The 20934-nt window shown below is 71.5% G+C and carries 15 protein-coding genes; 1 reads left to right on the forward strand and 14 read right to left on the reverse strand.

The window, feature by feature from the left end; all coding sequences use genetic code 11:
• Positions 1-54: 54 nt before the first annotated feature.
• Positions 55-3201, forward strand: a complete 3147-nt coding sequence (ileS, locus tag ACGFNP_RS09015; RefSeq protein WP_393316426.1) for an isoleucine--tRNA ligase — start codon at positions 55-57, stop codon at positions 3199-3201.
• Between the two features lie 262 nt (positions 3202-3463).
• On the opposite strand, the gene ACGFNP_RS09020 is transcribed toward ileS, so the two are convergent.
• The 14 genes from ACGFNP_RS09020 to ACGFNP_RS09085 form a co-directional block, all read right to left on the reverse strand.
• Positions 3464-5629 (reverse strand): hypothetical protein, encoded by a 2166-nt coding sequence (locus ACGFNP_RS09020; protein WP_393316429.1) that lies wholly within the window; start codon positions 5627-5629, stop codon positions 3464-3466.
• Positions 5630-5670: 41 nt separating this feature from the next.
• The gene (locus tag ACGFNP_RS09025; protein WP_219538410.1) at positions 5671-6546 is read right to left on the reverse strand and encodes a DivIVA domain-containing protein; all 876 of its coding nucleotides are present in this window, start codon (positions 6544-6546) and stop codon (positions 5671-5673) included.
• 107 nt (positions 6547-6653) lie between these two features.
• Positions 6654-6947: a YggT family protein gene (locus ACGFNP_RS09030; RefSeq protein ID WP_219538409.1), complete on the reverse strand. Its 294-nt coding sequence runs from the start codon at positions 6945-6947 to the stop codon at positions 6654-6656.
• A gap of 80 nt (positions 6948-7027) precedes the next feature.
• Positions 7028-7528: a cell division protein SepF gene (locus tag ACGFNP_RS09035; protein ID WP_358318565.1), complete on the reverse strand. Its 501-nt coding sequence runs from the start codon at positions 7526-7528 to the stop codon at positions 7028-7030.
• Positions 7529-7670: 142 nt separating this feature from the next.
• Positions 7671-8393 (reverse strand): YggS family pyridoxal phosphate-dependent enzyme, encoded by a 723-nt coding sequence (locus ACGFNP_RS09040; RefSeq protein ID WP_393316434.1) that lies wholly within the window; start codon positions 8391-8393, stop codon positions 7671-7673.
• Positions 8394-8705: 312 nt separating this feature from the next.
• Positions 8706-10154 carry a cell division protein FtsZ gene (gene ftsZ / locus ACGFNP_RS09045; RefSeq protein WP_358318563.1) on the reverse strand — a complete coding sequence of 483 codons (1449 nt, stop codon included), beginning with the start codon at positions 10152-10154 and terminating at the stop codon, positions 8706-8708.
• A gap of 458 nt (positions 10155-10612) precedes the next feature.
• A complete protein-coding gene (locus ACGFNP_RS09050) occupies positions 10613-11275 on the reverse strand; it encodes a cell division protein FtsQ/DivIB (protein WP_393316437.1) in 663 nt (220 codons plus the stop codon).
• Between the two features lie 246 nt (positions 11276-11521).
• A complete protein-coding gene (gene murC / locus ACGFNP_RS09055; RefSeq protein ID WP_358318561.1) occupies positions 11522-12922 on the reverse strand; it encodes a UDP-N-acetylmuramate--L-alanine ligase in 1401 nt (466 codons plus the stop codon).
• The gene (murG, locus tag ACGFNP_RS09060) at positions 12919-13995 is read right to left on the reverse strand and encodes an undecaprenyldiphospho-muramoylpentapeptide beta-N-acetylglucosaminyltransferase (RefSeq protein ID WP_358318560.1); all 1077 of its coding nucleotides are present in this window, start codon (positions 13993-13995) and stop codon (positions 12919-12921) included. The genes murC and murG overlap by 4 nt, the downstream gene beginning before the upstream one ends.
• 12 nt (positions 13996-14007) lie before the next feature.
• On the reverse strand, positions 14008-15303 hold the full coding sequence (ftsW, locus tag ACGFNP_RS09065; protein WP_393316441.1) for a putative lipid II flippase FtsW: 1296 nt from the start codon (positions 15301-15303) through the stop codon (positions 14008-14010).
• Positions 15300-16679: a UDP-N-acetylmuramoyl-L-alanine--D-glutamate ligase gene (gene murD, locus ACGFNP_RS09070; RefSeq protein WP_358318559.1), complete on the reverse strand. Its 1380-nt coding sequence runs from the start codon at positions 16677-16679 to the stop codon at positions 15300-15302. Before murD ends, ftsW begins: the two co-directional genes overlap by 4 nt.
• Positions 16664-17722, reverse strand: coding sequence for a phospho-N-acetylmuramoyl-pentapeptide-transferase (gene mraY / locus ACGFNP_RS09075; RefSeq protein ID WP_358318558.1), 1059 nt, complete (start codon positions 17720-17722; stop codon positions 16664-16666). The genes murD and mraY overlap by 16 nt, the downstream gene beginning before the upstream one ends.
• The gene (gene murF, locus ACGFNP_RS09080; RefSeq protein ID WP_393316445.1) at positions 17719-19401 is read right to left on the reverse strand and encodes a UDP-N-acetylmuramoyl-tripeptide--D-alanyl-D-alanine ligase; all 1683 of its coding nucleotides are present in this window, start codon (positions 19399-19401) and stop codon (positions 17719-17721) included. Before murF ends, mraY begins: the two co-directional genes overlap by 4 nt.
• Entirely contained in the window at positions 19398-20930 is a 1533-nt protein-coding gene (locus ACGFNP_RS09085) for a UDP-N-acetylmuramoyl-L-alanyl-D-glutamate--2,6-diaminopimelate ligase (RefSeq protein WP_393316448.1), read from the reverse strand. The genes murF and ACGFNP_RS09085 overlap by 4 nt, the downstream gene beginning before the upstream one ends.
• Between the last annotated feature and the right edge of the window lie 4 nt (positions 20931-20934).

Below are 20934 nucleotides of genomic sequence, written 5' to 3' on the forward strand. Positions count from 1 at the left end.
TTCGTCCCTTCACGCCGACCTGTCAGCCAGTGATCGCGTGGAGGCCCGCCCGAGATGTCTTCCCCTTCTTTCCGCCCTCTTCCCGCGCAGGTCGACCTGCCCGCGCTCGAGCGCGAGGTCCTCGACCGGTGGCGGGACGGGAAGATCTTCGAGCGGTCCGTCGAGCAGAACGACGGCAACCCCTCCTGGACCTTCTACGAGGGCCCGCCCACCGCCAACGGCCTGCCCGGCGTCCACCACGTCGAGGCCCGGGTGTTCAAGGACCTGTTCCCCCGCTACAAGTCGATGCGCGGCTTCAGCGTGCCGCGCAAGGCGGGCTGGGACTGCCACGGCCTGCCGGTCGAGGTCGGCATCGAGCGAGAGCTCGGCCTCACCGGTAAGAAGGACATCGAGGAATACGGCATCGCGGAGTTCAACGCCAAATGCCGCGAATCCGTGCTGCGCCATGTCGACGCCTTCGAGCAGATGACCGAGCGGATGGGCTACTGGATCGACCTGTCCACCGCCTATCGGACCATGGACCCGTCCTATATCGAATCGGTCTGGTGGTCGCTCAAGGTCGTCTTCGACAAGGGCCTGTTGTTCCGCGACTTCCGCATCACTCCTTACTGCCCGCGCTGCGGCACCGGCCTGTCCGACCACGAGCTGGGCCAGCCCGGCGGCTACGAGAACGTCTCCAGCCCGTCGGTCTACGTGCGCATGCCTGTCACCTCCGGCCCGCTGAGCGAGCTCGGCGCCGCCCTGCTGGTGTGGACGACGACGCCGTGGACGCTGGTCTCCAACACCGCTGTGGCCGTACACCCCGAGGTGACCTACGTCGCGGCCCGTACGGCGGACGGCGAGGTCCTGGTCGTCGCCGAGCCGCTGCTGTCGGTGCTCGGCGAGGGCGCGACCGAGGTGGCCCGCTTCACCGGCCGCGAACTGGAGCACACCTCCTACACCCGGCCGTTCGACCTGGTCGACATCCCCGGCGCCCACTACGTGGTGCTCGGCGACTACGTGACGGTCGAGGACGGCACCGGGCTGGTCCACCAGGCTCCGGCGTTCGGCGCCGACGACCTGGCCGTGACCAAGCGTTACGACATGCCGGTCGTCAACCCGATCGGGCCCGACGGACGCTTCCTGGACGACGTGCCGATGGTCGGCGGCCAGTTCTTCAAGGACGCCGACGAGGGCCTCACCGCGGACCTGCGCGCCCGCGGCCTGCTGTTCCGCGGCGGCCACTTCGAGCACAGCTACCCGCACTGCTGGCGCTGCCACACGCCGCTGCTCTACTACGCGCTCCCCTCCTGGTACATCAGGACCACCGCGGTCAAGGACCAGATGCTGGCCGAGAACGCCAAGACCAACTGGTACCCCGACACCATCAAGTGGGGCCGCTTCGGCGAGTGGCTGCGCAACAACGTCGACTGGTCGCTGTCGCGCTCCCGCTACTGGGGGACCCCGCTGCCGCTGTGGGTGTGCACCGAAGACGAGTCCCACGTGACGTGCGTCGGGTCGATGGAGGAGCTGGGCACGCTCGCCGGCCGCGACGTCTCCGCGCTCGACCCGCACCGCCCGTACGTCGACGACGTCACCTTCCCCTGCCCGTCGTGCTCGGCCGAGGCCCGCCGCGTGCCCGACGTCATCGACGCCTGGTACGACTCCGGCTCCATGCCGTTCGCCCAGTGGGGCGCGCGCGGCAAGCCGGAGGGCGTCTACCCGGCGCAGTTCATCTGCGAGGCGACCGACCAGACGCGCGGCTGGTTCTACTCGCTGATGGCCGTGGGCACGCTGGTGTTCGGCCAGTCGTCCTACGAGAACGTGCTCTGCCTCGGGCTCATCCTGGCCGAGGACGGCCGCAAGATGAGCAAGCACCTGGGCAACATCCTGGAGCCCATGCCGCTGATGGACGAGCACGGGGCCGACGCGCTGCGCTGGTTCATGGCCTGCGGCGGCTCGCCGTGGGCGGCCCGCCGCGTAGGGCACAACGCCCTTGAGGAGATCGTCCGCAAGGTCCTGCTGACGTACTGGAACACGGCCTCCTTCTTCACCCTCTACGCCAACGCCGAGTCATGGTCTCCCGACCGCCTGGCGCAGGCGACCCCCGCGGCCGAGCGTCCGCTGCTCGACCGCTGGGCACTGGCGGAGCTGCACAGGACGGTGGCCGAGGTCACGGCCGCGCTGGACGAATTCGACACCCAGCGGGCCGGGCGCCGGCTGGCCGAGTTCCTCGACGATCTGTCCAACTGGTACGTGCGCCGCTCGCGCCGCCGCTTCTGGCAGGGGTCGGCCGACGCGTTCGCGACGCTGTACGAGTGCCTGGAGACGGTCACGCGGCTGATGGCGCCCATCGCGCCGTTCGTCACCGACTACCTGTGGGACGTGCTGCGCGGCGACGGCGCGCCCTCCTCCGTCCACCTGACCTCGTGGCCCGCCGTACGCGACGACCTGCTCGACCCCGCGCTGTCGGAGCGGATGGCACTGGTACGGCGGCTGGTGGAGCTGGGCCGCTCGGCCCGCGCCTCGTCGGGCGTCAAGACCCGCCAGCCGCTCGGCCGGGCCCTGGTCGGAGCACACGGCTGGCCCTCGCTCCCGCCGGAACTGCGCGACCTGATCGCCGACGAGCTGAACGTCCAGGCTCTCGAGGACATGTCCGGCTTCAGCGCCGATCTCGTGTCCTACACCGTCAAGCCCAACTTCCGGGCCCTCGGTAAGCGGTTCGGCTCGCAGACCAAGCTGGTGGCGGCGGCCGTCGGCACGGTGGACGCCGCCTCCCTGGCCCGCACCCTCCGCTCCGGCGCCTCCGCCACGGTGGACGTTCCGGAGCTGGGCACGGTGTCACTCGGCCCCGACGACGTGATCGTCACCGAGCAGCCCCGCTCCGGCTGGGCCGTCGAGACCGGCGCCGTCGACACGGGCACCGGCGAGACGGTGGCGCTCGACCTGGAGCTGACCGACGAGCTGCGCCAGGCCGGCCTGCTGCGCGAGGTCATCCGCCTGGTACAGGAAGCCCGCAAGTCGACCGGCCTGTCCATCACCGACCGTATCTCCCTGTGGTGGTCGGCCTCCGACCCGGCCGCGGCGCAGGCGCTGCGGTCGGGATGGCAGGTGGTGGCGGACGAGGTACTCGCCACGACCGTCACAGAGGGCGCTGAGGACGGGCTGCCGTCACACTCGGACACGGACCTGGGGCTGACGTTCCAGCTACGCCGCGCCTGACGGAACCGTACGTTGTGGGACGCGCCATGCGGGCGCGTCCCCTTCGGCTGACGGACTCGCGGCCGTAGACCCGCGGTCCCTCAGCGAACGACCTCGCGGCCCGTTCTGGCCCACCCACTCTCGGCCGCCCGACCCACAAACTCGCGCTCGTCCGTGACGACCGGGACGACTCACGGTCGCGCAGCCGACGGACTCCACTCGTACAGCCGGGGCAACTCACGGTCGCTCAGCCGGTTACACACGCGGACCCACTCGCGGTCGGTCAGCTGACGGACTCGCGCTCGTGCTGGCAGACGGAGCAGCTCGTCAGGCCGGCCGACTCGGCTTGCGTGATCGTCATGGTCTCCACGCCGGTTTCGCCCGCGCCTCGAATGAGGGGGCAGGCGGTGCTGTGGTAGCGGCTGGTGCCCACGATGACCTTCACGGTGACCGACCGTCCGGCCTTCGCCGCGCCTTCTCCGTCGGACTTGCCCTTGGCCGTCGTTTCCTTGGCAGGAGCGGTGTCTCCCCTGCCTGGAGTCTCCTCACCGGACGCGGAACTGCCGCGCTTGGCAGCGGCACTGTCCGGCTTGGCGGGCGCGGGCTCGGACGTTCTGGCCGCTGCCTTGGCGCTCTCAGCCGCCTTAGCGCTCTCAGCTACTCTGACGCTCTCAGTTGCCTTGGCGCCTTCAGCTGCCTTTGAGCTCTCAGCCGCCTTAGCGCTTTCTGCGGGCGTGCTCTCCGCAGGCGTCGTTCCCGCAGCGGGCTTCGCCCCGGCCGGACGTGCCCCGCTCGTAGGCTCGGCACGCTCGGGCTTGGACGTAGCCCCAGAGGCCGGTCCGGACTGCACAGGCATGATCACGGTCCCGCCCACCGACTCGGACCGCTCTCCCTTGCCCCCGGACCCGCTACCGACCCCGCCAGCCCCGCTGCCGGACTCGGGCCGCTGAGGCTTGCCCGACGCGCTCGGCCCCTTAGGCAGGGGGCCCTGAGGCTTGGCAGCGGACTCGGCGGCCGAGGCGGGACGTTCGGGCACCGCGGTGGGGCGCTCGGACTGCCCCGACGACGGCCGACCGGCCTTACCCGGCGCGGAACGCTCCGGCGCGGGATCACCCGGCTGTATGGCACGCTGAGGCGCCGTCACGGGCCCCGAGTCGTCGAGGTCCGGGGCGGAATCACGATCTCGACCAGCGCGCTCGAAGGCGCCACGATCTTGACCAGCACGCTCGGAGGCACCACGGTCCGCGCCGCCACGACTCTGGTCACGGCCCTCTGCGGCGAAAGCCGACGGACGCTCTCCGGACCCACCTGCTCCAGGCTTGCCGCTCGCGGGCTTACCGGTAGACGGTTGGTCACCCGTGGACTGCCCCGCCCCGGACCTGCTGGACGACGGCTGGCCACCCCTGGACGGACCGGAACCGGGCTGCCTGGATGACGGCTGACCCGCCCCGGACCTGCTGGACGAGGGTTGGTCGCCTCTGGGCTGACCGGACGGCGGCCGATCGGACCCGGGCTTGCCGGGCGATGGCGGGCCGGACGACGGCATGGTGGTGATGTAAGGGGCGAGCCTCGGGCCCGCGGAGGGGTCGGCGGCCGGGGGTTCCGTGCCAGGCCCCGGAGTGGCGGGCTTTCGCGTGCCGCTCGACGGGGCGGGCTCCGCCGGGGGGCGGGCGAACCATCCGGTCGGCTCGGCCGGGGCGTCGGCGTCCGGGGCGGGGGTGGAAGCCTTCGAGTCGGACTTCGGCTGGGCCGCACCGGCGGACACCGGGGGGCGCAGGTCGCGCGTGGACCCGGGCGCCTCGGCCCGGAGGTCCGCGGGGACCTTGGGAGCCGGCGAAGGCTCGGAGCCGGGCTTGGGGGTGGCGGCGGACTCAGGGCCGCCGGGCTTGGGGGTGACGGCGGGCTCGGGGCCGGCGGCAGGCGGCAGCTGCCGTCCGCCGAGCGCTGCGTCCGGCAGGCACGCCGTGCAGGGCGTGAAGCCCTCCTCGCGCGCCTCCTCGTACGTGAGCTCCTCTTGATCCCGTCCGATCAGCTGGCGGCAACCCGGGACGTGGTAGCGCTTGCGTCCGGGGATCACCAGGACCAGCGCGTCCGGGGAGATGCCGCGCACTGCGGGACGGCGTTGCGCCGGTGCGGTGACCGTCCGCTGGAGCGTCGGTGGACGCGGCGACGGCGGCGCTCCCATGGGGGCACCGATCGGGCCTGGCTGGGTCTGGCCGTGCGGCATGCCGACAGGCGTGAGCCCCACCGGCGGGGTGGCCGGCGCAGCGGCCCGCCCACCACCGGGAAACAGCTCGTGACGCCGCAGCAGCGCCCCGATCACCAGGAACAGCGCGGACAGCACGCTGACCACGATGGACCACATGATCAGGAACGGCTTTGCCAGAACGAAGCCCGCGATCAGCAAGACAACCGCCGCGAGCACCAAACCAGCACTGATTAGGATCACAAAGGGCTCTTTCGAGTGACGGGTCCGGGTGACCCGCTACTTTACCGGCGGTCGTTGTGCGGACCGTCACCGCCGGGGAAAGCGCCCTGCGGGGATTCACCGCCGAAGGGGTTGGGGCCACCGGGAAGAGGCTGCTGAGCGCCCTGGGGGACCGCGTGCGACATGGCCGGAGCAGCCGCCGAAGGACCACCGCCCGTCATGACGGGGAAGCCACCGCTGCCTTCCGCGGAGACGTTCAGCTCGGCGAGCTGGTTCTCCAGGTAGAGCTTGAGGCGGCTGCGGTATTCGCGTTCGAAGCTGCGCAGCTCCTCGACCTTGCGCTCCAGCTCGTCGCGGGTCTGGACGAGGGAACCCATGGCCTGACGGTGGCGCTCCTGCGCGTCGCGCTCGAGCGTCTCGGCGCGGGCGCGGGCGTCGCCGATGACCTGCTCGGCCTGGCGGCGAGCCTTGGTCAGGATCTCGTCGGCCTCGCGGCGGGCGCGGGTGACGGTCTCGTCGGCCTCGCGGCGGGCGTCGGAGATCGCCTGGTCGGCGGTCTGCTGGGCCAGCGCGAGCACGCGGGCCGCGGTGTCCATGTTGTCCTCGGCCGGAGGCATGTTCATGGCGACGGGGACCGGCTGGGGCTGCTGCTGCGGCTCGGGGGCCCGCATGGGCTCCGGCTGCGGCGGCGCCATCATCTCGGGCTTCGGCTGCTCCTGGACCGGCGCGGAGGCCATGGGCATGCTCATGCCCCCGGGCACCTTTCCGCGCAGGCACTCGGCCAGCTTCGCGCGGAGCTCCTCGTTCTCTTGGATCAGGCGGTCAAGCTCAGCCTCGACTTCGTCGAGGAAGGCGTCGACCTCTTCCTCGTCGTAGCCCGGCCGTAGCCGGGTGGTACTGAACTGCTTGTTCCGCACATCAGCGGGCGTCAGCGGCATCTTTTGGTCTCCTTGGCGCGCTTGGAGTCTGTCCGGAGGGACGGTTAACCCGAATCACTTCAGCGCGGACACGAGTTGGATCACGACCGGGGGGACACGGCCCTCCATCACCGCGCGCCCAGCGATCCAGCGATCTGGATCAAGATCAGAACGACGATGAAGAGGACAGTGAAGCTTAGGTCAAAGGCCACCGTACCCAACCGGAGCGGGGGAATGAAACGGCGGAGGAACTTGAGAGGTGGGTCGGTTGCGGTGTACGTGGCCTCGGCGAGCACCAGCACGACGCCGGAGGGGCGCCACTGCCTGGCGAACGCCTGGACCGTCTCAAAGATCATCCTGCCGATGAGCAGCACCAGATACAGAGACAGGACTACGACCAAGATCTGACTTACGATCCCCACGGCCTGGCCGCGCCTCCACTTCTGATGCGCCCGCCCGGCCTCTGTGAGACCGGGTTGGGTGCGATAGACATACAGAGACTCTAACTCTGGTTGAAGAACCCGCGTTCCGCGATTCGAGCCTTGTCCTCGGCGGTCACCTCGACATTGGCTGGGGACAACAGGAACACCTTGTTGGTAACACGTTCAATGCTGCCATGTAGGCCAAAGACCAGACCTGCCGCGAAATCGACCAGGCGTTTTGCGTCGCTGTCAACCATCTCGGTCAGGTTCATGATGACCGGGGTGCCATCGCGGAAGTGCTCGCCGATCGTCCGGGCCTCGTTGTAGGTCCGGGGATGGAGCGTGGTGATGCGCGCCAGATCGGTCGTACGGCGCTCCAGGACGGTCGTGGATGGCCTCGGCGCGGGGACGCCTGTGTCAGGTTCATCGTCGCGGTCCTGGACCGCTACGGCCCGTTCCTCGCCGGTTCGCGGGGGCTCATCCTCGTAGGCGTACTCGTCCGGGTAGGTCTCGTACCTCTCGTAGCGGTCGTCCTCCACGAGACCGAGGTAGACCGCCATCTTGCGCATCGCGCCGGCCATCGCTACGTCGTCCTCCTGCTCATGGTCGCACTCGCTCGGGCCTGTCGCCGGGTCCGAGGCGGCAGCCGCACCCCCTTGGAGCTCACCGCTGATCGACCTCTACTGGGTAGTGGCGGGCCTGTAAGACCCACTTGACGGGACATTACCTGACGAAGGGCTTGCGACGACCGAGCAACGCCGTACCGACCCGAACGTGTGTCGCGCCATGCGCGACGGCCGCGCCGAGGTCATCGCTCATGCCCGCCGACAGCATCGTGGCATGGGGGTGGCGCTCCCGCACGGCGGCGGCCAACTCTCGCAGCCGGGCGAACGCCTTGCCCGGCTCCTCGCCCAGCGGCGCCACGGCCATCAGCCCGCCCAGCCACAGGTGCGGAGCCGCGGCGATCAGGCCGGCGAGCTCCGGCACGTCCGCGGGCCTGGCGCCGCCTCTGGCCGGGTCGTCGTCCAGCGCCACCTGTACGAGGCAGCCGACCTGGCGCCCCTGCTTGCCGGCCTCGCGGCTGATCACCTCGACGAGCCGGGCCCGGTCCACGGAATGGATCACATCCGCGTAGGAGACCACGGAACGGACCTTGTTGGTCTGCAACTGGCCGACGAAGTGCCAGGTCAGCGGCAGGTCCTGGCATTCGCGCGCCTTGGGGGCGGCCTCCTGGTCGCGGTTCTCGCCGACCTCACGGACGCCGAGCTCATAAAGGAGACGGATGTCGGAGGCGGGGTAGGTCTTGGTCACGGCGATCAGGGTGACCTCATCGCGGTCACGCCCGGCCGCCCGGCACGCCTCGCCGATCCGCTCCCGCACCTCCGCCAGCCCGGCCGCGATCTCATCCCGCCGCGTCCGCCGGCCCTCGTCCGTACTCACGCTCACGTCCACCTCTCCGTTCGGCTCGTGTGTCTCTGTGCCACAGGCGCGCCTCCCGTGTGGTGCGGCACTCTTCTTTCCGGTACGGCAAGCCCGGTGGGCCCCACCCGCCGCACGGGGCCGGGGGCCTCCAGGAAGACGGCCGCTGACCCCGCACGGGGCCGGCCGCCGTGACGAGGCAAGTGAGTTCGATCACTCCGGCACCCCGGGCCGACGCCATGAGCGACTTCCCGAACCGACCCCGGACGCGGCTGCGCCGCTCCATTCCCCCGGTGAGGCCCCTGGAGGCCGGTGAGGAAGGAGCGGCGGAGAGTCGGGCTACTTGAGGAAGTCGGGGACGTCGAGCTCCTCCTCCTGCTCCTCGAAAACCACCGGACGGCGTTTGGCGGGCTCCGACATGCGGGAGGTGATGGGCGTGGGCGGATTGGCGGGCTCGGGCGTGGGGCGGGGGATCGAGACGGGGCCGGAGGGCTCGTCGGCGATCGGCTCGTGGACTGGCTCGGGCGCGTTGTCCATCGGACGCATCGGCTCGGCCCGGTGGTCGCCCCGGAAGTCGGAGCCATGGTCCGGGCGGGGCGGTTCGGGGCGGAGATCGGCGCGGGGCTCGGGACGGGGCTCGGGGCGAGGCTCCGGCCTGAAGTCGGCGCGCGGCTCGGGACGCGGTTCGGGACGGGGCTCGGGGCGCGGCTCGAAACGCTGCGGCGCGGGCTCGGCCTTCACGCTGGGCACGCTCGGTCGTACCGGCGACGACACGGGCGGGGCCGTGGGCGCGGCGGCCGGGCGGCTCTGCGGGCGCGGCAGCGGCTTCTCCACCGGCGGCGGCACGTCGTCGAACCCGGCGGCGATCACGGTGACCCGCACCTCGTCGCCGAGCGCGTCGTCGATGACCGTACCGAAGATGATGTTGGCGTCGAGCGCGGCCGCCATCGACACGAGCTGGGCGGCCTCGTTGATCTCGAACAGGCCGAGGTCGGAGCCGCCGGCGATCGACAGCAGCACGCCGTGAGCGCCGTCGATGCTGGCCTCCAGCAGCGGGCTGGAGACCGCCATCTCGGCCGCGGCGACCGAGCGGTCGTCACCGCGGGCGTGGCCGATGCCCATCAGCGCCGAACCCGCGCCGGACATGACCGACTTGACGTCGGCGAAGTCGAGGTTGATCAAGCCGGGCGTGGTGATCAGATCGGTGATGCCCTGCACACCGGACAGCAGCACCTGGTCGGCCGCCTTGAACGCGTCGAGCACGCTCACCTGCCGGTCGGAGATCGACAGCAGCCGGTCGTTGGGAATCACTATCAGCGTGTCGACCTCGTCGCGCAGGGTCTCGATGCCGGCCTCGGCCTGGGAGGCCCGGCGACGGCCCTCGAAGCTGAACGGCCGGGTCACTACGCCTATCGTGAGCGCGCCGAGCGATCTGGCGATGTTGGCCACGACGGGCGCGCCGCCGGTGCCGGTGCCGCCTCCCTCGCCCGCGGTCACGAAGACCATGTCGGCCCCCTTGAGGACCTCCTCGATCTCCTCGCGATGGTCTTCGGCCGCCTTGCGCCCCACATCGGGGTTGGCGCCGGCACCCAGCCCGCGCGTGAGCTCGCGGCCCACGTCGAGTTTGACGTCGGCGTCACTCATCAGCAGCGCCTGGGCGTCGGTGTTTATCGCGATGAACTCGACGCCCTTGAGTCCCTCCTCGATCATCCGGTTGACGGCGTTCACTCCGCCGCCGCCAATGCCGACGACCTTGATGACCGCGAGGTAGTTCTGCGGTGCTGCCACGACGAGGGGCCTTTCCGCTCGTTGACTTGCCATTTCGGTGCGGATCGTCTCCGCGTTCACTTGCTTCGTTAACTCTCAACCTCAAGTTGAGATTCAGATTTATGTCAACCTGAGGATTGATACGGACAGTAGGAGTTACGCTCCAGGCGGGTCAACTAACCGCGCCGCAAGCACGTCCGGCGTGTCGCGGGCTGTCCGTTTCGCTCCGTCGTCACGCCTGGTCGGGGTCCTCCTCTGCCACGCGCCGTGTTAAGGCTCTCACGCCGGGACCCCTATCCCGGACAGGCTCGGCCATCGCCCGGCGGCACGTTTGGCGCAGTTTGACGGGCACGTCGCCCTTTATGCGACGCATATCCCCTAGGACGCCCCATCCCCATCCGTGGATCACGCCGATGGCGAACGCCGGCGATCCGCCTCGGCCCCAGCGGCTCCCGTCGCGGCGCCTGCGCCGGGCTCACTCACTTGAGTGTCACCACGTCGGGTGAGCTCACGTCATAGACGTCGGCCTTGCGCCGCAGGAGGGACGCCAGGATGCGGGCCTTGTCCGCGCCCCGGTCGGAGCCGCCCCAGACCACGCTGCGGCCGTCGGAGAGCTCCAGCGACACGCCGTCGGGTGAGGAGGCGCGGACCAGCCGTACCTTGGCGGCGAGATCGTCGGGCAGCGACTGGATCACCTGGAGCGCGGCCATGGTCGTGGGGTCTCCGGCGGCCGGTCGGTCCACCTTGAGCGCCGGCAGGCCGGGCGGGACCGTGTCCTTGATCTCGATGACGACGCCCGTCTTGTCGATCAGCGCCGCCTTCCCCCCGGCCGTGACCGCGGCGACCGGCTCGCGCTCGACCACCTCGATCCTCAGCGTGCCCGGCCAGACCCGGTCGACCTTGGCCGAGGCGAGCTGCCTGATCTTCATCACGCGGCCCTCCACCCCGGCGAGGTCGACGGTGGCCAGCGGGTGCAGTTGGGGCACTCCGGCCTGCTGTTCGATGCGCTCAGCAGGCACTGTGACATTTCCCACGATGTCAATCGAACGTACGCCGAGCACCGGTGAGAAGAACACCAGCCAGGCGGCGGTGCCGACCACTCCGGCGGTCAGCAGCACCAGGAAAGCGTCGCGCGCCTTCATCGCCCTCCCAAGGTCGCCCGCCTCGCGCAACCGACACGCCGTGCGCCACCGAACCTACGCCGCCCGCGGCCACCGCCCACGGCGCCACGCCAGAACACACCGCCCGAGCGCCCGTGGCGCCACGCCAGAACCACCACCACCCGAGCACCCGCGACCACCGGCCCCACCACCCACCGACCGGCGGCGGCCACCGGCCATGCGGGAGCACGAACCCTGAGAGACCGCGGCCCCTCAGGGACCGCGGTGTCATCCCGCGGAGAGCTCCGCGAGGATCTGGGGGCCCAGCTCGGTCACGTCGCCCGCCCCCATCGTCAGCACGATGTCGCCACCCCGGGCCCGGCCCGCCACCAGGGCGGGCACGGAGGCGCGGTCCGGAGCGTAGACCACCTGCGACTCGGGCAGCCGCACGCGGTCCGCCACCATGGCGCCCGAGACGCCGGGCTCGGGGTCCTCGCGGGCCCCGTAGACGTCGAGCACGATCGCCTCGTCGGCCAGCCCGAGCGCCGCCCCGAACTCCTCGGCGAAGAACCTGGTGCGCGAGTAGAGGTGCGGCTGGAAGACCGCGATGACCCGCCCGCTGCCAGAGTAGGAGGCCACCACGTCACGCGCGGCCCGGAGGTCCGCGGACAGCTCGGTCGGGTGGTGGGCGTAGCTGTCGAACACCGCGACCCCGCCCGCCTCGCCCTTGGCCTCGAAGCGCCGCTTGGCCCCGGTGAAGGTCGCCAGCCCGTCTCTGATCTCCTCGAACGGCAGCCCCAGCGCCACGGCCACGGCGACCACGGCGGTGGCGTTGAGCGCGTTGTGCGCCCCGGGGACGGCCAGCCGGACCTCGCCCATGCCCTCGATAGTGAATGTGGTGCCGAACCCGTCGGGCCGGACATCGCTCACGCGGTAGTCGCCCGTCTCGCCGTACGTGATGACCTTGAGGCCGCGCGCCCGCGCCACGTCGGCGAGCTCCGCCGCGCCGGGGTCGTCGGCGCAGGCGATCAGCAGCGACCCGATGCGCTCGGCGAAGCGGGCGAAGCTGTCGTGCACGGCCCGCGGATCGCCGTAGTTGTCGAGGTGGTCGGCCTCGACGTTGGTCACCACGGCGATGTCGGGCGCCAGCATGAGGAACGAGCCGTCGCTCTCGTCGGCCTCGGCGATGAACACCTCGCCCGACCCCTCGTCGGCCCCCAGCCCGGTGGTGACGAGCTGGCCGCCCACGCAGTAGGACGGGTCGGCGCCGCACTTCTGCAGCGCCACGGTCAGCATCGAGGCGGTGGTGGTCTTGCCGTGGGTGCCCGCGACGGCGACGCCGGTGCGCCCGGCCATCACGGAGGCGAGCGCGGCGGCCCGCGGGATGATCCGCAGCCCCTGCTTGAGCGCCTCGCCCAGCTCGGGATTGGAGTCGCGGATCGCGGTGGACACCACCACGGTGTCGACGTCCCTGATGTGGGAGGCGGCGTGGCCGATGTGCACGATCGCGCCCAGCTCACGCAGCTCGCTCACCTGCTCGGTGCTGCGGGCGTCACTGCCGGACACGCGTACCCCGCGCTTGAGCAGGATGCGGGCGATCCCTGACATCCCCGCGCCGCCGATGCCGATGAAGTGCACGCGCCCCAGCTCTTCTGCGGCGACGGGATCGACCAGCTTGACGAGACTCATCGGACTATCTCCAACACTTTCCTGGCCAGAATGATATCGGCGTCCTTCCGGCCGAGTCTGGAGGCGGCCTCCGACAGGGCCACGACCCGCTCGGGACTGTGGAGCACCGGAAGGACGTTGTGGACGATCCAATCAGATGACAGGTCGGCGTCGCCGACCACGAACCCACCACCGCCCGCGGCGATGCGCTCGGCGTTGATCCGCTGCTCGCCGTTGCCGTGCGGCAGGGGCACGTAGGCGGCGGGCAGCCCGACCGCCGTGAGCTCGGCGCAGGTCAGCGCGCCGCTGCGGCACAGGGCGAAGTCCGCGGCCGCGTACGCGAGATCCATGCGATCGACGTAGGGCAGCAGGACGTATTGGGGGTCGCCCGGCGGCGGCTCGCGCTCGACGGTGTTCTTGGGGCCGAGCACGTGCAGCACCTGCACCCCCGCCGAGCGCAGGATGGGCGCGGCGGCCAGCGCGGCCTCGTTGAGCGACCTGGCCCCCTGGGAGCCGCCGAACACCAGCAGCGTGGGCCGGTCGGTCTGCAGCCCGAACCAGGAGCGCGCCTTGTCGCCCATCGACAGCCGGTCGAGCGTGACGATCTCGCGGCGCAGCGGGGTGCCGATGTATTCGGCCTTGCCCAGCACGTGGTCGGGGAAGCCGGTGAAGACGTGGTCGGTGAGCCGGGCGCCCAGCCGGTTGGCCAGGCCGGGCCGCGGGTTGGCCTCGTGCACCACGATCGGCAGGCCGCGCCGCTTGGCCGCCAGGTAGGCGGGGGTGGCCACGTAGCCGCCGAAGCCCACCAGGACGTCGGCCTGGACCCGGTCGAGTATCGCCGCCACCGCGTTGACCGCCCCCGCCAGTCGTCCGGGCACGGTCAGCAGCCGCGGCGTGATCGCCCTCGGCAGCGGCACGGCCGGCACCAGCTCGAGCTCGTATCCCCTGGCCGGGACCAGGCGGGTTTCGAGCCCGCGTTCGGTGCCCACGCAGGTTATGCCGATGCGCTGGTCAAGATGGCGCAGCGCGTCCGCAAGGGCGAGAGCCGGCTCGATGTGCCCGGCCGTCCCGCCACCGGCGAGGACCACCCTCATGTCGGTCACTCCCTAACGTCTCACTCGGCCTTTGGTCGTTCCCCCCAGGCCAAGCCAGCTTAGGGCCCGTGCGGCCGGTCCGGGGCCACGAGCGGCCAGAGCCTCACGTGCGCCTGGCTCGCGTTTCGCGAAGGACAGGAGCATCCCCAGGGCCGCGAGGGTGGGCAACAGCGCCGACCCGCCGTAGGAGACGAGCGGCAGCGGGATGCCGGTGATGGGCACCACGCCGAGCACCGCGCCCATGTTGACGACGGCCTGCCCGACGATCCAGGCGATGATGGCGGCGGCGGCGAGCCGGACGAAGGAGTCCTTGACCCGGGAGGCGACCCGCAGGCCCGCGTAGCCGAGCAGCCCGAACAGCACCACCACGATCAGGGTCCCCATCAGCCCGAGCTCCTCGCCGAGGATGGCGAAGATGAAGTCGCTCTCGCCGTGGGGCAGCCAGCTCCATTTCGCCCGGCTGCTGCCCAGGCCGAGCCCGAACCAGCCCCCGGAGCCCATCGCGATCTGCCCCTGCACGGCCTGGTAGCCGTCGCCCTGCGCGTCGGCCCACGGGTCGAGGAAGGCGCCGATGCGCGCCATACGGTACGGCTCCACCTTGATCATGATCAGCGTGGCCAGCACGGCGAGCGACAGGATGCCGCCGAACAGCTTCACCGGCGCGCCCACCACCCACAGCAGCGACAGGAAGACCAGGAACAGCACCAGCGTGGTGCCCAGGTCGCGGCCGAGCATGACCATGACGGCCAGGAGCGCGGTGCCCGGCATGAGCGGGATCAGCAGCTGCCGCCACTCGATGCGGCCGTGCCGCGCCCTGCGGGCCAGCAGGTCGGCTCCCCACAGCGCGAGGGCCAGCTTGGCGGGCTCCGAGGGCTGGATGCTGTACGAGCCGACGTCGATCCACCGCTGCGCGCCCAGCTGGGACGTGCCGATGAACAGCACCATGACCAGGCCGATGAACGCCAGCGCCATCAGCGGGTAGCCCGCCCAGCGGAAGAACTTGTGCGGCAGCCGCGAGCAGGCCCACATGAGCAGCACGCCCATGCCGGCCGACAGCGACTGCTTGGCGAACCAGGTGAACGGGTCGCCGGTCTTCTGCATCGCCTCGATGCTGGAGGCGGACAGCACCATCATCAGCCCGAGCGCGAGCAGCAGCCCGCTGCAGCCGAGGATGAGGTAGTAGGTCGTCAGCGGCTTCTCCAGCAGCTCCTTGACGACGGCGAGCTGGTCGCGGATCCAGCCGATCGGCCCTTCGACCGCGCTCTGCGGTGGCCGCTCCGGAGCCTGCGGAGAAGTGGTCGTGCTCACGTCGCCGCCTCCAGGCCGCGTACGGCTCGCGCGAAGGCCTCCCCTCGGGCCGGGTAGTTGGCGAACATGTCCAGCGACGCGCCGGCCGGGGACAGCAGCACGGTGTCCCCTGGGGAGGCGAGCCTGGCGGCTTCGGTGACGACACGGTCCATCGCACCAGTGTCTTGGGCGGAGATGTCCACGACGGGGACATTCGGCGCGTGTCGCGCCAGAGCTTCGGCGATCCGGGCGCGGTCCACGCCGAGCAGCACGGCGCCGCGCAGCCTGGGCGCCGCCCGCCGTACCAGGTCGTCCACGTCGGCGCCCTTGAGCTGGCCGCCCGCGATCCACACGATCGAGGGGTACGACGACAGCGCCGCGGCGGCGGCGTGCGGGTTGGTGGCCTTGGAGTCGTCGACGTAGTCGACCTCACCGACCCGCTCGACGTGCGCCATGCGGTGCGGGTCGGGCACGAAGTCGAGCAGGCCCTGCCGTACGGACTCGGCGGGGACGCCGAGCGTGCGGGCCAGCGCGGCGGCGGCCAGCGCGTTGGCCACGTTGTGCGGCGCGAGGGGGCGCACGTCGGCGAGCGTCGCGAGCTCCTCGGCGGACTCGGCGGGGTTCGGCACGAACGCCCGGTCCACCAGCAGGTCCTCCACCACGCCGAGCTGGCCCGGCTTGGGCACGAGCAGCGTGAAGCCGACCTTGTCCGGGTAGGGCGCGGCGAGCCGGGAGGCCTCGGGATCGTCGGCGTTGTAGACCACCGTGCCCGCGCGCTCGAAGATGCGGCCCTTGGCCGCGGCGTAGGCCTCCATCGAGCCGTGCCAGTCGAGATGGTCGGGCGCCAGGTTGAGTATCGCGGCGGCGTGCGGGGCGAGCGTGCTCGACCAGTGCAGCTGGAAGCTCGACAGCTCGACGGCCAGCACGTCGTACGGCTCCGCGACGGCCTCGACCACGGGCACGCCCACGTTGCCCACGGCGAGCGCCTTGCGCCCGGCGGCGAGCAGGATGGAGGTGAGCATGCGGACGACGGTCGTCTTGCCGTTGGTGCCGGTCAGCGCGAGCCACGGAGCCGCCTGGGCGGGCCGCAGCCGCCAGGCCAGCTCCACCTCCCCGACCACCTCGACGCCCGCCTCCAGAGCCGCGGCGATCAGCGGGTGGTGCGGCGCCCAGCCGGTGGTGACGAGCCGGGTGACGCCCTCCGGCAGCTCCATCGGGCCGAAGCGCACCTCGACGCCGAGCCCGGCGAGCTCGGCGGCCACGGCGCGCTGGCGTTCGCCCTCGGCGCCCTCGACCACGACGACCGGCTCGCCCCGCGCGGCGAGCACCCGCGCCACCGCGGTGCCCGACACGCCGAGCCCGGCCACGCAGGTGAGGGCCATTACTTGGGCATCCATTCGACGTAGAACAGCCCGAGCCCGAGGGCCGCGCACAACATGGCGATCAGCCAGAAGCGGACCACGATCGTGGTCTCGGCCCAGCCCTTGAGCTCGAAGTGGTGCTGCAGCGGCGCCATCCTGAACACCCGTTTACCGGTCATCTTGAAGAAGCCGACCTGAATGATCACCGACATCGTGATGATCACGCACAGCCCGGCGAGGATGATGAGCAGCAGCTGGGTGCGGGTGGTGATGGCCAGCCCGGCCAGCACGCCGCCCAGGGCCAGCGAGCCGGTGTCGCCCATGAAGATCTTCGCGGGCGGGGCGTTCCACCACAGGAACCCGATCAGCGCCCCGAGCACGGCCGCGGCCACCACGGCCAGGTCGAGCGGATCTCGTACCCAGTAGCAGTTGGGGCCGAGCTGGTCGATGCAGTTGTTGCGCAGCTGCCAGTTGCCGATCAGCACGTAGGCGCCCAGCACCACCCCGGTCGCGCCGCTGGCCAGGCCGTCGAGGCCGTCGGTGAGGTTCACCGCGTTGGAGAAGCCGACGATCATGATGAGCACCCAGATGGTGAAGCCCACGAGGCCGATCGACGGCGGCCCGAAGTCGCGCAGGAACGACAGCCGGGGCTCGGCGGGGGTGATGCCGTAGATGTTGGCCTGCCGGGTCACCAGCACCGCGAAGATCGCGCCGATGACGAGCTGGCCGAGCGCCTTGGCACCGCTGCGCAGGCCGAGGCTGCGCTGCTTGTAGATCTTGATGAAGTCGTCGAGGAAGCCGACCGCGCCGAGCCCGGTCATCAGGAACAGCACCAGCATCCCCGAGACGGTCGGCGCCGCCAGCGTGGCGAGGTGGGAGCCGCCGTAGGCGAGCAGCGACGCCAGCACGATCACGGTGCCGCCCATGGTGGGCGTGCCCCGCTTGTCGTAGTGCCCTGACGGGCCCTCCTCACGGATCTCCTGACCGTAGCCGCGCCGGGAGAACAGCCGGATGGCCAGGGGCGTCCCGAGCATCGAGAGGACCAGCCCCACCGCACCGGCGATGACGATATCGATCACTGTTGGGCCCCCCCGAGCAACAGCTCGGCCGTCCGCTCCAGGCCCATCGCCCGGGGCCCCTTGACCAGCACCGCGTCACCCGGGCGCAGCCACCCGGCCAGCTCGGCCGCCGCCGCGGCGGCGTCGGGCACGTGCAGGATGAGCGTCTGTTGCGGGTTCGCGGAACCGCCGGCGAACGGTGGGCCCCCGACGACCGGCGGGACCGGCACGCCGCCCACGCCCTGCGGGCCGGCCGGGCCCTGGGGGAACACCGGAGCACCCACGGGGGGCGGGACGTGCGGTCCACCCACGTGGGGCGGAACCTGCGGTCCACCCACGGTCTGGGGGAACACTGGAGCGCCTACGGGCGGCGGGGCCTGCGGTCCCCCCATGGGGAGCGGGGGCCCGCCCGCGGCGGGTGGGAACGGTGGTGCTCCCGCGAGCGGTGGGCCCGCGGCGGAGGCCTCCTGGACGGCCGCGTAGGCGCCCTGGAGCACCGGCTGGGCGTCGGGGCCGGCGACGATGAGGCCCGCGAGCCCCGAGCCGCCCGCCAGGCGGCCCAGCTCCTCGTTCAAAGTGGCGCTCTCCTCGCCCAGCTCGCGCAGCGCGGCGATGACGGCGAAGCGGCGACGGCCCTTGCCGAGCACGCCGAACGCCTCGAACGCGGCCCGCATCGAGTCGGGGTTGGCGTTGTAGGCGTCGTTGACGACCGTGACCCCGTCGGGCCGGTCGGTGACCTCCATCCGCCACCGGCTGACCGGCGTGGCCTCGGACAGCTCCGCGGCGATGGTGGCGACGGGCAGGCCGAGCTCGTAACCGGCCGCGGCGGCGGCCAGGGCGTTCTCCACGGCGTGCGCGCCGTACAGCTTGAGCTGGACCTGCCCGGAGCCCGAAGGGGTGCGCAGCGTGAACGAGGCGCGCCCGCGCTCGTCGACGGTGACGTCCTCGGCGCGGATCGCGGCGGCCTCGGACCGGCCGAACAGCGTGACCCTGGCGTCGGTGCGCGAGGCCATCTCGAGGACCAGCGGGTCGTCGGCGTTGAGCACGGCCACACCGGTCCGCGGCAGCGCCTCGACCAGCTCGCCCTTGGCCTTGGCGATGGCCTCCTTGCCGCCGAACACGCCGATGTGCGCGGTGCCGACGTTGAGCACGATGCCGATCTGCGGCGGCGCGATGCGGGCGAGGTCCTGGATGTGGCCGATGTTGCGGGCGCTGAGCTCCAGCACCAGGTAGCGGGTGTCGGCGTCGGCCCTGAGCACGGTCAGCGGGTGGCCGAGCTCGTTGTTGAACGAGCCGACGGGCGCGATGGTCGGCCCGATCCGCGCGGTCAGCCTGGCCAGGAGGTCCTTGGTGGAGGTCTTGCCGGCCGATCCGGTCACGCCGATCACGGTGACCTGGGGCAGCGCGGCGACGTGGGCCCTGGCCAGGTCGGCGAGCGCGGCGGCGGCGTCGGGGACGATCACCGTGGGCGCCTCGACCGGCCTGGTGGCCAGCACGGCGACGGCGCCGGCCCGGATGGCCTGGGCGGCGAAGTCGTGGCCGTCGACCCGCGCGCCCTTCAAGGCGACGAACAGGGATCCCGGTTCTACGCCCCGTGAGTCGATCACGACGGGACCGCGCACCACGGCGCGAGGGTCGGCCATGCCCGACAGGGCGCCCGAGGTTATCTCGGCGATCCTGGCCAGAGGCAACGGGATCATGCGTGCTTCCTGCTTTCCTTACGTGCGTCGATCGCACCGGCGACCACTTCGCGATCGTCGAAGGGGATCACCTCGCCTGAAACGTACTGGCCCTGCTCGTGACCCTTGCCTGCCACGACGATCACGTCGCCGCGCCCGGCCCGGCCGATCGCCAGGTCGATCGCGGACGCGCGGTCGGGCTCAATGATCACATGAGCGCGGTCATGCTGCGGAACGCGGAGCGCTCCCTCCATCATCGCGGCCAGAATGTCCAAAGGGTCCTCGGAACGAGGATTGTCGCTCGTGAATATGGCCACATCGGCCAGCCGCGCGGCGGACTCGCCCATGACCGGCCGCTTGCCCGCGTCCCGCTCGCCGCCACAGCCGAGCACGACGACCAGGCGGCCCGCGGTGACCTCGCGCAGCGAGCGCAGCACCGACTCGACCGCGGCGGGCTTGTGCGAGTAGTCGACGATCGCCTGGAACTCGTCGCCCGCGCCCGTGATGCGCTGCATGCGGCCGGGGACGCCGATGAGCGTGCCGACGCCGTGGACCGCGGTCTGCAGCGGCACCCCGGCCTCGACGAGCGTGACGATCGCGCCGAGCGCGTTGGCGACGTTGAACGGGCCGGGCAGCGAGATCTGCGCGTCGGCCTCGACGCCGCCGGGACCGGTCACCCGGAACGTGCTGCCGTCGGCGCCCAGCCGCACGTCGAGCGCGCGCCAGGCGGCGTCGAGCGAGCCCAGCGCGGAGAAGGTGGTCATCGGCACCTTCGCGATCGACAGCAGCTCGCGGCCGTAGGGGTCGTCGAGGTTCGTCACACCCACACGGGCCAGATCAGGCTGGAAGAGCCTGGCCTTGGCGGCGAAGTAGTCGTCGAAGTCCTTGTGGAAGTCGAGGTGGTCCTGCGACAGGTTGGTGAACAGGGCGACGTCGTAGTGGAGCCCGTCGACCCGGCCGAGCGCCAGGGCGTGGCTGGAGACCTCCATGGCCGCCGCGGTGACGCCTGTCTCTCGCATGAGCGCGAACAGGCCGTGCAGCTCGGTGGCCTCGGGGGTGGTGAGCCGTGGCTCGAAGCGGAACTGACCGGCGCGGATCTCGACGCCGCCGACCAGCCCCGTGCTGTGGCCCGCGGCGCGCAGGCCGGCTTCGAGCAGGAACGTGGTGGTGGACTTGCCGCTGGTGCCGGTGACGCCGAGCAACTGGATGTGGTCGGCCGGCCGACCGTACACCCAGGAGGCGACCTGCCCGAGCACGGCCCGGACGTCGGGCACGACGAGGACGGGCAGGCCGGTCGCGGCGGCGGCCGCGCGGCCGCCGGGATCGGTCAGGACGGCCACGGCGCCGCGCGCCATGGCCTCGGCGGCGAAATCGGCGCCGTGGGACTGGTTGCCCGGCAAAGCCACGTAGAGATCTCCGTGCCGGACCTGGCGGGAGTCGATCGTGACACCGGTGAGCGGGGCGTGTGGCGACCGCGACGTGCCGGAATCGGCGTCGAGCATGGTCGCCAGCCCGGTCAGCGGGCGGGGCGGACTGGTCGTTGGACGCATAGAC

The organism is Nonomuraea sp. NPDC049269 (assembly GCF_043197155.1).
Classification (GTDB): Bacteria; Actinomycetota; Actinomycetes; order Streptosporangiales; family Streptosporangiaceae; genus Nonomuraea.

Bases quoted from the DNA above. Each gene is read 5' to 3' on its own strand.
- ileS (WP_393316426.1), top strand. From the start codon at position 55: ATGTCTTCCCCTTCTTTCCGCCCTCTTCCCGCGCAGGTCGACCTGCCC.
- ACGFNP_RS09025 (WP_219538410.1), bottom strand. From the start codon at position 6,546: ATGCCGCTGACGCCCGCTGATGTGCGGAACAAGCAGTTCAGTACCACC.
- ACGFNP_RS09035 (WP_358318565.1), bottom strand. From the start codon at position 7,528: ATGGCCGGCGCGATGCGCAAGATGGCGGTCTACCTCGGTCTCGTGGAG.
- ACGFNP_RS09050 (WP_393316437.1), bottom strand. From the start codon at position 11,275: ATGAAGGCGCGCGACGCTTTCCTGGTGCTGCTGACCGCCGGAGTGGTC.
- murC (WP_358318561.1), bottom strand. From the start codon at position 12,922: ATGAGTCTCGTCAAGCTGGTCGATCCCGTCGCCGCAGAAGAGCTGGGG.
- murG (WP_358318560.1), bottom strand. From the start codon at position 13,995: ATGAGGGTGGTCCTCGCCGGTGGCGGGACGGCCGGGCACATCGAGCCG.
- murD (WP_358318559.1), bottom strand. From the start codon at position 16,679: ATGGATGCCCAAGTAATGGCCCTCACCTGCGTGGCCGGGCTCGGCGTG.
- murF (WP_393316445.1), bottom strand. From the start codon at position 19,401: ATGATCCCGTTGCCTCTGGCCAGGATCGCCGAGATAACCTCGGGCGCC.
- ACGFNP_RS09085 (WP_393316448.1), bottom strand. From the start codon at position 20,930: ATGCGTCCAACGACCAGTCCGCCCCGCCCGCTGACCGGGCTGGCGACC.